Source organism: Streptomyces sp. NPDC086989 (genome assembly GCF_044745505.1).
Lineage (GTDB): Bacteria > Actinomycetota > Actinomycetes > Streptomycetales > Streptomycetaceae > Streptomyces.
The window spans coordinates 1-11,271 of record NZ_JBIVAL010000006.1 but is presented as its reverse complement, the minus strand read 5'-3'; the positions used below and the strand labels follow the sequence as shown (position 1 = coordinate 11,271).

12 protein-coding genes are annotated in these 11,271 nt (G+C 71.0%); 3 read left to right on the top strand and 9 right to left on the bottom strand.

Annotated elements, in window-relative coordinates:
* Window positions 1–225 precede the first annotated feature (225 nt).
* The gene (locus ACIPK4_RS15495; protein ID WP_402312994.1) at window positions 226–504 is read right to left on the bottom strand and encodes a glutaredoxin family protein; all 279 of its coding nucleotides are present in this window, start codon (window positions 502–504) and stop codon (window positions 226–228) included.
* Between the two features lie 107 nt (window positions 505–611).
* Here ACIPK4_RS15495 and ACIPK4_RS15490 point away from each other — a divergent pair, with 107 nt between their 5' ends.
* From ACIPK4_RS15490 to ACIPK4_RS15480, 3 genes are all read left to right on the top strand, one after another.
* Complete coding sequence (locus ACIPK4_RS15490) at window positions 612–1,562, top strand: HAD family hydrolase (RefSeq protein WP_402312991.1); 951 nt, start codon at window positions 612–614, stop codon at window positions 1,560–1,562.
* A gap of 397 nt (window positions 1,563–1,959) precedes the next feature.
* Window positions 1,960–2,775, top strand: a complete 816-nt coding sequence (locus tag ACIPK4_RS15485; protein ID WP_054223263.1) for an ECF subfamily RNA polymerase sigma factor, BldN family — start codon at window positions 1,960–1,962, stop codon at window positions 2,773–2,775.
* A 322-nt stretch (window positions 2,776–3,097) separates the two neighbouring features.
* Window positions 3,098–4,294 (top strand): DUF5667 domain-containing protein, encoded by a 1,197-nt coding sequence (locus tag ACIPK4_RS15480; protein WP_402312988.1) that lies wholly within the window; start codon window positions 3,098–3,100, stop codon window positions 4,292–4,294.
* 165 nt (window positions 4,295–4,459) lie between these two features.
* On the opposite strand, the gene ACIPK4_RS15475 is transcribed toward ACIPK4_RS15480, so the two are convergent.
* From ACIPK4_RS15475 to ACIPK4_RS15440, 8 genes are all read right to left on the bottom strand, one after another.
* Window positions 4,460–5,458, bottom strand: coding sequence for a lysophospholipid acyltransferase family protein (locus ACIPK4_RS15475; protein ID WP_402312986.1), 999 nt, complete (start codon window positions 5,456–5,458; stop codon window positions 4,460–4,462).
* Window positions 5,458–6,537, bottom strand: coding sequence for an NAD-dependent epimerase/dehydratase family protein (locus ACIPK4_RS15470; protein ID WP_054223260.1), 1,080 nt, complete (start codon window positions 6,535–6,537; stop codon window positions 5,458–5,460). The genes ACIPK4_RS15475 and ACIPK4_RS15470 overlap by 1 nt, the downstream gene beginning before the upstream one ends.
* Before the next feature lie 92 nt (window positions 6,538–6,629).
* Window positions 6,630–6,728, bottom strand: a complete 99-nt coding sequence (locus tag ACIPK4_RS15465; protein ID WP_003948845.1) for a 30S ribosomal protein bS22 — start codon at window positions 6,726–6,728, stop codon at window positions 6,630–6,632.
* A 121-nt stretch (window positions 6,729–6,849) separates the two neighbouring features.
* Entirely contained in the window at window positions 6,850–7,059 is a 210-nt protein-coding gene (locus ACIPK4_RS15460; RefSeq protein WP_159044166.1) for a helix-turn-helix domain-containing protein, read from the bottom strand.
* Window positions 7,060–7,173: 114 nt separating this feature from the next.
* Window positions 7,174–8,004 carry a phosphatase gene (locus ACIPK4_RS15455; protein ID WP_402312983.1) on the bottom strand — a complete coding sequence of 277 codons (831 nt, stop codon included), beginning with the start codon at window positions 8,002–8,004 and terminating at the stop codon, window positions 7,174–7,176.
* Between the two features lie 91 nt (window positions 8,005–8,095).
* Entirely contained in the window at window positions 8,096–9,244 is a 1,149-nt protein-coding gene (locus ACIPK4_RS15450) for an acetoin utilization protein AcuC (protein ID WP_402313638.1), read from the bottom strand.
* Window positions 9,216–10,442 carry an MFS transporter gene (locus ACIPK4_RS15445; protein WP_402312981.1) on the bottom strand — a complete coding sequence of 409 codons (1,227 nt, stop codon included), beginning with the start codon at window positions 10,440–10,442 and terminating at the stop codon, window positions 9,216–9,218. Before ACIPK4_RS15445 ends, ACIPK4_RS15450 begins: the two co-directional genes overlap by 29 nt.
* A gap of 43 nt (window positions 10,443–10,485) precedes the next feature.
* On the bottom strand, window positions 10,486–11,139 hold the full coding sequence (locus ACIPK4_RS15440; protein ID WP_402312979.1) for an HAD family hydrolase: 654 nt from the start codon (window positions 11,137–11,139) through the stop codon (window positions 10,486–10,488).
* Window positions 11,140–11,271 lie beyond the last annotated feature (132 nt).

Here is an 11,271-nt window from a genome sequence, read left to right as displayed (position 1 = left end):
ACCGCCCCGTCGAAAGCAGGCTATGTCTTTGTGAACGCGTGCACAAAGATTGTGTCCGCTTTGTCCGCGCAAAGTGACCGGGGTCACGCGGCCCGGGCGTGCGGGACGGGAACCCACAACACGCCGAACCCGTTCAAATCCCGAGGGGGGCAAAACGGTACACACTCCTCATCGATACGCCCCCGAGACCCCACAAATCGCCCATGATGGTAACCGGCAGGAGGCTCAGCCCTCCAACGCCCGCCGCAACCGGTCCGGGTTCACTCTCCAGAAGGTGTGCTGCTCACCGTCCACCAGCACCACCGGAATCTGCTCCCAGTGCAGCCGGTACAGCTCGGCGTCCTGCGAGATGTCCTTCTTCTCCCACTGCGCTCCGACTTCCGCGCAGACCTTTTCGATCACTTCCTCGGCGTCATCACACAGATGACACCCCGGCTTCCCGATGAGCGTGACCAACCGCTCGCCGGGCCGCTTCTTTTCCTTACGACGCAGCAAAGGGCTCATGCCCCCATTCTCCCGCGCCGCCCCGTAACACCAGGGCACCGAAGAGTTCACGCCCCCGGCATCCCTTCGGTTCGGGAACTCCCGAACACAGTGGCTATGCTCGCGTCATGGCCGCTCTGGGATGGCTCACCCCCCGTAGGCGCTCCGCCACCGCGCGGAGCGTGCTGGCAGGCGAGGCCTCGGCCGAGGCCGCCCGCAAGACCGCGCAGGCCCTCGAGGCGGACGCCGGACCACCGGACGGGCCCGCGGAAGCGGAACCGGCCGAGCCCGAGTTCCCCGTAGCCGGCGACGACCTCGCCGCCGCCTTCTTCGACCTCGACAACACCGTCATGCAGGGCGCCGCGATCTTCCACTTCGGCCGCGGCCTCTACAAGCGCGAGTTCTTCCACCGCCGCGAGCTCGCCCGCTTCGCCTGGCAGCAGGCCTGGTTCCGGCTCGCCGGGGTCGAGGACCCCGAGCACATGCAGGACGCCCGCGACAGCGCCCTGTCCATCGTCAAGGGCCACAAGGTCTGCGAGCTCATGGCGATCGGCGAGGAGATCTACGACGAGTACATGGCGGAGCGGATCTGGCCGGGCACCCGCGCCCTGGCCCAGGCCCACCTCGACGCCGGGCAGAAGGTCTGGCTCGTCACGGCCGCGCCCGTGGAGACCGCCACGATCATCGCCCGCCGGCTCGGCCTGACCGGCGCCCTCGGCACGGTCGCCGAGTCCGTCGACGGCGTCTACACCGGCCGGCTCGTCGGCGAGCCGCTGCACGGGCCCGCGAAGGCCGAGGCGGTCCGGGCACTGGCCGCCGCCGAGGGCCTCGACCTCGAACGCTGCGCGGCGTACTCCGATTCGCACAACGACATTCCGATGCTGTCGCTGGTCGGACATCCGTACGCGATCAATCCCGACACAAAACTGCGCAAGCATGCCCGGGCACACGACTGGCGACTGCGCGACTATCGGACCGGCCGCAAGGCCGTGAAGGTCGGCGTCCCCGCCGCCGCCGGGGTCGGGGCCATCGCGGGCGGCGCGGCCGCCGCCCTCGCCCTGCACCGCCGCCGCAAGTAGGACATCCCACCCCACCGCCCGGCCGCCGCCTGCGCCGGAGCCGCCCCGCGGCCCGCCGGGCGGCTTTGCGTGCGCCGTCGGCCCGCTGCGCCGCGGACATTCCCCCACCTCTACCCCTGCGCCCCACAGGGCACTCCCGTATGCGCGACTCGGTCGCGAGCCAGCGTGGAAGCGTCCATTCCGCGCGCCCAACCGATCAAGAACCGATCACCAATTGCGACCGAATATGCCTTGGACACGCAACGGAAGTGTCGGAATCGGTGATTTGAGCAACTGGGTGTAGCGCTGCCTGTACGAAGCGTTATTCTCCTCAAACGCATGCCACCGCCCATCTGTCGCCACGACGGGTGAACGGTCCCGCACTGCACGTGATGGAAGCTCTGCCTCTGGGAGTCCCGTGTACCCACCTGTCGGGGTTGACGCCTCGGGCCTGGCTACGCTGCGCGCAACGGTCCTCGACCACCTGCGCGGCTTCGTCCCCACCGCGTACGCCGTCCCCGCCTTCGCCGCCGCGGTCCCTGCCGGCCTCGGCCCGGCCGGTCCTTGCTATGCCCTGACCGACGGCGGAGCGACGGTGGGCAGACGCGGTCGCGCGGGAGGCGGCGGAGGCGGAACGGCCACCGGAACGAGCACGCCCGCCGCCCGCCGCCCCACCGCGGACAGCGACCAGGCCCGCATGATGGACCTGGTCGAACGCGCGCAGGCCGGCGAGGCCGAGGCCTTCGGCCGGCTGTACGACCAGTACAGCGACACGGTCTACCGCTACATCTACTACCGCGTCGGCGGCAAGGCGACCGCGGAGGACCTCACCAGTGAGACCTTCCTGCGCGCGCTGCGCCGCATCTCCACCTTCACCTGGCAGGGCCGGGACTTCGGCGCCTGGCTCGTGACGATCGCCCGCAACCTGGTCGCGGACCACTTCAAGTCCAGTCGCTTCCGCCTGGAAGTGACCACGGGCGAAATGCTGGACGCGAACGAGGTGGAACGATCCCCCGAGGACTCGGTCCTGGAGTCCCTCTCCAACGCCGCCCTGCTGGAAGCCGTGCGCAAGCTCAATCCCCAGCAGCAGGAGTGCGTGACCCTGCGCTTCCTCCAGGGCCTCTCGGTCGCCGAGACCGCCCGGGTGATGGGGAAGAACGAGGGCGCCATCAAGACGCTCCAGTACCGGGCGGTCCGCACCCTGGCCCGTCTGCTCCCGGACGACGCCCGCTGACCTCCGCCCGGCCCCGGACCGCCACCGGGCGCCTCCCCCTGCCCCACCCCCCGCACCCGCCCCGTCCCCCACGTCCCGCCCACCCCCCGCACCGTCCGACCCTCCTGACAATCCACACAACCGGTGACCCCTCGATGACGCTGTGGTCCGATCATCCTTCGTCCGTAACCCAAGTGCCGCGCCGCTCGTTGTGCGGAATGCAGGCTCCCTGTGGACACGCCCTGCCCGAAGCCGCTCACTCGAAAGTGTGGATGCGCTCAAGGAAGGCAACCTTCCGGACACCTTGGGGAGTCGATCGTCATGACGAGAGGAGGTGCCGCCAGTGATCGCGAACGTGACTCCGCACCGGCGGGCGAACGCCTTCGCCCAGGCCCTGGAGGATCGGACCCCATCCGACCTTTCGGAACCGGACCCGGCGGCCGAGCAGTCCGAGGCACCTGCCGAACCTGCCGACCACAACCGGTTGTTGGCCCTGGCGAGCGCGCTCGGCGAAAGAATGCCGCGCCCGGTGCTGGACCCCGAGGTCAAAGTGGTGCAACGAGCCCAGCTCGTGGCCGCCATGGAGGCCATGGTGATGGAAGAGAGGGCCGGGGGCGGTGCCGCCGCGGACCCTCAGGTGCCCGAGCAGCGGACCGGCCGCGGCGCCCACCGGGCGACCTCGCTCCGGAAATTGCGGCCCCGCTCCCGCTGGTCCAAGGGCATCGCAGCGGGCGGCCTCACCGTGGGTGTGGCCGCGGGGGCCTTCAGCGGCGTGGCCGCTGCCAGCACCGACGCCCTCCCGGGTGACTCCCTCTACCCGATCAAGCGGGGCATGGAGGATCTGAAGCTCGGGATGGCCGACGAGGACGCGGACCGGGGCGAGCTGTACCTCGACCAGGCCTCCAACCGCCTGTCGGAAGCCCGCAGGCTGATGGAACGAGGCCGGACGGGCGTACTGGACCACGAGTCGCTCGGCGAGATCCGCCGGGCCCTCGCGGGCATGAAGCACGACGCGGCGGAGGGCCACCGGCTCCTCCAGGCGGCCTACGAACGGGACGGCTCGCTCGGCCCGATCCAGACGCTGTCGTCCTTCTCCCGCTCCCACCGCGACGCGTGGGGCAGGCTCCGGGACAAGCTCCCGGCCCAGCTCACCGACGTGGGCGGAGAAGTCGAATCGGTCTTCCAGGCCATAGACGATGACGTGGCGCCGCTCCAGAGCATGCTCCCGAAGCCCCCTGAGCAGAGCCGCGGCTCCAGTGCGCCCGCGAAGCCGAGCGCTCCGGCCGGACAGCACCAGTCCGCACCGGCGGCGGGCGCGCCCTCGGCCAGCCCGGCCCCGCCGACGGCCACCGGCGGCAAGCCCTCACCCGCCCCCGGCGGCCTCCTGGGCGGCGCGGGCGATCTCCTCAACCCGCCCGCGGGCCAGAACACCCCGGCGCCCTCGTCCTCCCCGGAGCGCGTACAGCCGGACATCACCCTGCCGCCGCTCCTCCCGGGCCTCCTCCCGGGTCTGGGGCTCAAGGCGGAGGACGCCGAGTAGGACAGAACGGCCGCAGGCCCTCATCCCCGAGCGGGGGTGAGGGCCTGCGTCATGCACCTGGGTGTTCGCGGCCCCAGGGGGCCTCACGGGCTTCGCCCGGCTGCACCGGACTCCGTCCGGTGGACACCGGGTTGGGCCCCGAGCGGCCGGCGATCGCCCGCCGGCTCAGAAGAACACCGACCTCCGCTGCACCAGCAGCTTGTAGAGCGTGTGCTGGATCTGCTCGCGGACCTCGTCCGTCAGGTTGAACATCAGCATCGGGTCCTCCGCCGCCTCCGGCGGGTATCCGTCCGTCGCGATCGGCTCGCCGAACTGGATCGTCCACTTCGTCGGCAGCGGCACCGCCCCCAACGGCCCCAGCCACGGGAACGTCGGCGTGATCGGGAAGTACGGGATCCCCAGCAACCGCGCCACCGTCTTGGCGTTGCCGACCATCGGGTAGATCTCCTCCGCGCCCACGATCGAGCACGGCACGATCGGCGTCCCCGCCCGCAGCGCCGTCGACACGAACCCGCCCCGCCCGAACCGCTGGAGCTTGTACCGGTCGCCGAACGGCTTCCCTATCCCCTTGAAGCCCTCAGGCATCACCCCGACCAGTTCCCCGGCCTCCAGCAGCCGCTGAGCGTCCTCCGAGCACGCCAGCGTGTGACCCGCCTTGCGCGCCAGCTCGTTCACCACCGGCAGCATGAACACCAGGTCCGCCGCCAGCAGCCGCAGGTGCCGCTGCGCCGGGTGGTGGTCGTGGACCGCCACCTGCATCATCAGCCCGTCCAAGGGGAGAGTCCCCGAGTGGTTCGCCACGATCAGCGCCCCGCCCTCGGCCGGGATGTTCTCGATGCCCTTCACCTCGACCCGGAAGTACTTGTCGAACAGCGGCCGCATCAAGGACATCAGGACCTGGTCCGTCAGCTCCTTGTCGTAGCCGAACTCGTCGACCTCGTAGTCCCCGGTCACCCTGCGCCGCAGGAACGCCAGCCCGCCGGCGATCCGCCGGTCCCAGGCGGCCCCACCGGACTCCTCGGCGCCCGGCTCCGCAGCGGCCGGCTCCACGGCCTCCTCGACCAGCTCCGGAGCGGGGGCGGGCACCGCCCGTACCCTCCGGGTCCCGGCGCCCCGCCGGCGCGGCCGGTCCTCGTCGAACCGAATGACCTTGGCGTCCGCCACTATCGCTGCGCTCCCTCTTCGACTCCGGCAACCCCGACGTTCGAGCCGTCCACGTTCAGCACGGCCGCGACCCGGTCCACGGCCTGCCCGACGCGCGCCGGCGGCAGCAGCCCGCTCCCCCGGCTGCGCGCGAAATCGGCGAACGTCTCGGCGGTCGTGTACATCGGCTTGAATCCCAGCACCTCCCGCATCTGGGACGTCTCCACGACGCGCCCGTGCGTGAGGAGTCTGATCTGCTCCGGCGAGAAATCGGTGACGCCCACCGCCCGCAGCGCCGACCCCACCCACGTCACCGCGGGCAGCAGCAGCGGCACCGTCGGCCGCCCCAGCCGGCGCGCACACTGCGACAGCAGCAGCACCCCGTCCCCCGCGATGTTGAAGGTCCCGCTGTTCAGCGTCCCGCGCTGGGGCTCCCCCGCCGCCAGCCGCAGCACCTCCAGCACGTCGTCCTCGTGGACGAACTGCAGCCGCGGGTCGTACCCCAGCACCGTCGGCATCACCGACATCGAGAAGTACTCGGCGAGCGCGGAGTCCGCGTACGGCCCCAGGATGTTCGCGAAACGCAGCACGCACACCGCCACGTCGGGCCGCCTGCGCGCGAAGCCCCGTACGTACGACTCGACCTCGACGGCGTCCTTCGCGAAGCCCCCCGCCGGCAGCGACTTGGGCTGCGTGGTCTCCGTGAAGACGGCCGGATCCCGCGAGGCGCCCCCGTACACACTGGTACTGGACTTCACCACCAGCCGCCGCACCGTAGGCGACTTCTGGCAGGCCCCCAACAGCTGCATCGTGCCGATGACGTTGGTTTCCTTCACGGCACTGCCCGCACCGCCCGGCCCCGCCCCGCTCCCGGTCACCGCGAGGTGCACCACCGTGTCCACGGCGTGCTCGGCGAGCACCCGGGCGATGGACGACTGCCTGATGTCCAAACGGACGAACTCCGCCGACCCGAGCCGGTGCGGCGGCGCCACCGCGTCGACCGCGATGACCCGATCGACTTCAGGATCACGCTGGACGCGCCGCACGAAGCGGCCCCCCAGCTGCCGGGCTGCCCCGGTAACGAGCACGACCTTCCCCACGAGCTCAGCGCCTTCCTCGTCGTCCCCCGGCTACACCGCAGCCCCTCCACCAGGATGGTGGAGGGGCTGCGGAGAACACGTACAGCTGCCGTTTACTTCTTGTTACGGCGCTGGACGCGGGTGCGCTTGAGCAGCTTGCGGTGCTTCTTCTTCGCCATCCGCTTGCGCCGCTTCTTGATAACAGAGCCCACGACTACCCTCGCTCACTTCTTCTTCACTGGTGCGGGGCGTCTGGGCCCACACGACCTACGTCGGCCTAGCCTACCCGCCCGAGCTCCGAGCTTGTAATCCGAGGGACACCGCGGGTCAATCTCAGGCCGTCTCCACCCCCACATAGGAGTCTCGGAGGTACTCGTGAACCGCGTTCTCGGGGACCCGGAAGGACCGGCCCACCCGGATTGCGGGCAGATGGCCGTTGTGCACCAGGCGGTACACGGTCATCTTCGACACTCGCATCACCGAGGCGACCTCCGCCACGGTCAGGAACGCAACCTCGATAAGAGGCCTCTCGCCAGCAGCCATGACACACCTTGACCTTCCGCGCATGACGGGCACCGGCTTCCCCTCCGGTTACTCCTCGTCGTCGCACGCTCACTCCCCAGAGTAGGGGCGTGTGATACGAGTGGGGAAGAGGAGCTACGGCCACTCCTGTGCACCCGGCAGACTCGCCCGATCGAGTACATACCGAAGGAGCGGTCTGTAGTAGTCCGCGTGCACCGCGTCATCAAGCGGAACGGCCACCTCCACGCGCCCCTCCGCCTCGCCGACGAACAGCGCCGGGTCGTCCGTATCCGCCAGCCCGATCGCATCCACACCGAGCTGACCTGCACCGCAGACCCACCCGTGATCCCCCACCACCAGTTCCGGCAACGGCCCGCCGGCCTCCGCCAGCGCCCCGAGCGCGATCCGAACCGGCAGGGGTGAATGGGTGTGCACGCCGGTGGCACTCCCGGGGGGCCGCGCGCCGGGTTCCCGCACCAACGCGACTCCCCGTACGTAATCGATGCTGTGCCGGCGTACGCCGAACCGGGTCGCCATGTCGACACCGACCCCCTGCGCCGGGGTGAGCACAACACATCCCACCGCCGACAAGGCCCGCGCCAAACTGGCGTAGAACTCCAGGAGACGGTGCGGATGACCCGTCCCGAACAACACGGGCGACCGCGCCCCGGCCGCCTTCCGCAGCCGCTCCGCGAACGCCTCCAGACCAGCCAGCGTCAGCTCCGGATCGATCACGTCCGGCCCGCTGACGTGCGCCGGATCCGCCGAGACCCCGCACTTGGCCGCCATCAGCCCCAGCAGCTCACCCTCGCCCCAGCCCCGCTCCGGATCCAGCCCCAGCAGCACCCGCGGGTCCCGCGCGGCGAACAGCCGGTAGCTGCGCAGGCTCTCCTCCCGCGAGGTGGCGACGGGCCCGGCCAACCGGGCGGCCAGCAGATGCGCACGCAGCGCGCCGGTGCTCAACACCCTCCGATGCTGCCGCACCCGACCTGGCGGAGCATCAATTCCGGCGAACGGCCCCACCGTTGGAGTAACGATGCTTCACCGCAACCAGGCCTTACGTGAGCAGACCACGCAACGGGAACACCGCCCGCCGGGTCGCCAGAACGGCTTGATCGATCCGGTCCGCCGGGTCGTAACCCGCCTCCCAGTCCCGCCACGCGACCGTCCGCCCGTCCGTCATCCGCGCCGGCGCCGGCTGCCGCGTCCGCGCGTACACCTCGTCCCGCCACGCGTCCGGCACCGGCGACTGCGGATCGACCGGACGGTGCGCCGCGATCCCCACCAGGTGCGTCCACGAACGCGGTACGACGTCCACGACCGCGTACCCGCCGCCGCCCAGCGCCAGCCACCTGCCGCCCGCGTACTCGTGCGCCAGCCGGTGACAGGACTCCTGCACCGCCCGCTGCGCGTCCAGCGACACCGCCAGGTGCGCCAGCGGGTCCTCGACGTGCGTGTCCGCCCCGTGCTGCGTCACCAGCACCTGCGGCCGGAAATCCGCCAGCAGCTCGGGCACCGTCGCGTGGAACGCCCGCAGCCACCCCTCGTCCGCGGTCCCGGCCGGCAGCGCCACGTTCACCGCCGAACCCTCCGCGGCCGGACCGCCCGTCTCCTGCGGCCAGCCCGTCTGCGGGAACAGCGTCCGCGGATGCTCGTGCAGCGAGATCGTCAGCACCCGCGGATCGTCCCAGAACGCCGCCTGGACCCCGTCCCCGTGGTGCACGTCCACATCCACGTACGCGACCCGCTCGGCCCCCAGCTCCAGCAGCCGCGCGATCGCCAGCGCCGCGTCGTTGTACACGCAGAACCCGGCCGCCCCGCCCGGCATGGCGTGGTGCAGCCCGCCCGCGAAGTTCACCGCGTGCTGGGCCTCCCCGCGCCAGACCGCCTCCGCCGCCGCCACCGACTGCCCCGCGATCAGCGCCGAGGCCTCGTGCATGCCGTGGAACGCCGGATCGTCCATCGTGCCCAGCCCGTACGACCCGTCGGCCACCCCCGGGTCCGCGGACACCTCGCGCACCGCGGCCACGTAGTCCTCCCGGTGGACCAGCCGCAGCGTGGAGTCGCCCGCCGCGCGGGCCGCCCGCACCTCCATCTCCCGGTCCAGCCCGAAGGCACGCACCAGGCCCATGGTCAGCGCCAGGCGCACCGGGTCCATCGGATGGCTCGGTCCGAAGTCATACCTCGTTACCGCCTCGTCCCACATCAACAACCCGGTCACCGGCTCGCCGCTCATGCCGGACACCGTATCGGGCGGCCTCCGCCCCGAACGAACGGGCGTGGAGGAGCGTCACCAGCACCAGCGCCATCGGCACGAGCATCGCACCCCGGTAGCTCCAGGCGTCCCCGATCCCGCCGACGAGCGGCGATCCGATAAGGAAACCCACGTAGTTGAAGATGTTCAGCCGCGCGATGGCGGTGTCGGAAGATCCGGGGAAGAGGCGCCCCGCCGCCGCGAAAGTCTGCGGCACGATCACGCACAGCCCGACCCCCAGCAGCGTGAACCCGAGCATCCCCGTCCACGCCCCGGGCGCCGCCGCCACCACCGCGAACCCGCCGGCCGCGACCAGCGTCCCCGTCCGTACGACGGCCACCGCCCCGAAACGCCGCACACCCAGGTCGCCGACGGCCCGCCCGATCAGCGTGGTCACCATGTACACGTTGTACGGGACCGTCGCCAGCTGCTCCGAGCTCCCCAGCACGTCCTGGAGGTACTTGGCGCTCCAGTTCGACACGGTCGAGTCCCCGATGTACGCACACGCCATCACCAGGCACAGCGGCAGCAGCAGTCCGAACCCGCCGGCCCCCAGCCCCTGCTCCGCGCCCTGGTCCTCGCCGCCGCGCCCGCTCACGTAGAACCGGCTCCCGTAGAACGCGAGGGGCAGCAGCACGGCCACGGCCGGCAGGTACGACGTGAACAGCGGCAGGTGCCAGTGCGCCCCGGCCCACGCCGCGGACGCCCCGACGATCCCGCCCAGGCTGTACGCGGCGTGGAAGCCGAGCATGATGCTGCGCCCGTACGCCCGCTGGAGGCTGACGCCGAGCATGTTCATCGACGCGTCGAGCGCACCCACGGACAGCCCGAACGCCCCCAGCGCCAGCGCCGCGTGCCACATCCGGTCGCCGGCCCCGACGCCCAGCAGGGCGAGCAGTACCAGCGGCTGCGCCCACCGCAGTACGGTGCTGGGCTGGACCCGCTTCACCAGGTGCTCGGTGGCGACGCTGGACAGCCCGGCGAGGATCGGCACGGCGGCGAGGAAGGCGGGCAGCAGCCCGTCGGATATCCCGTACCGGTCCTGGATGGCGGGGATCCTCGTCACGAGGAGGGCGAAGGTCACGCCCTGCACGAAGAAGCTGAACCCCAGGGAGCCCCGGCCCCGGCGCAGCCGTACGTCTTCTGTCATGGCGGCACAGCGTAGGCCCGGGGGCTACCCGTGGGTAGAGAGATCACACGGGGAGTTCCAGAAGCCCCGTCAGCTCCTTCATGTCCCCGAAGAACCCGGTGGCTCCGGCCAGCCGTTCGGCGGGCATCATCCCGGTGAACCCGTACACGTCCATCCCTGCGGCGACGGCGGCCCGCACCCCTAGCGGGCTGTCCTCGATCACGACGCACCGCGAGGGTTCGACGCCCATGGTCCGGGCGGCGTGCAGGAACAGGTCGGGAGCGGGCTTCCCCTTCCCCACGTCCTGCGAACTGAAGATCCACTCCTCCTCGAACCACCCGTCGAGTCCGGCCGCCCGGTGTCCGACACGGATCCGCTCGTGACTCCCGGAGGAGGCCAGGCAGTACGGCACCCCGTGCGCGGTGAGCGCGCCGAGGACATCGACCACGCCGGCGACGGGGGTCAGCTCCCGCTCGAACGCGGCGAAGGTCCGCGCGTGCAGAACGGCGTCGAACTCGGCGGGAAGCCGCTCACCGGTCCGCTCGTGGACGAGATCGTGCACCCGGTGCACGGCGGCACCCATGTAGTCGCGCAGCGAGTCCTGGTACGAGGTGGGGTGCCCCAACTCGGTGAGGTACCCGGCGAGGATCGTGTTGGCGACCGGCTCACTGTCCACCAGCACGCCGTCGTTGTCGAAGATGACGAGGTCATAGCCCATGACTCAAACCTAAGGGCTCGGGTATGCAAGCCCCGTAAACGCAGAAAAGCCCCGCACCGAGCCGGTAAGGGCTGGTGCGGGGCTTTCCCACAATGATTGTTCGGCGGCGTCCTACTCTCCCACAGGGTCCCC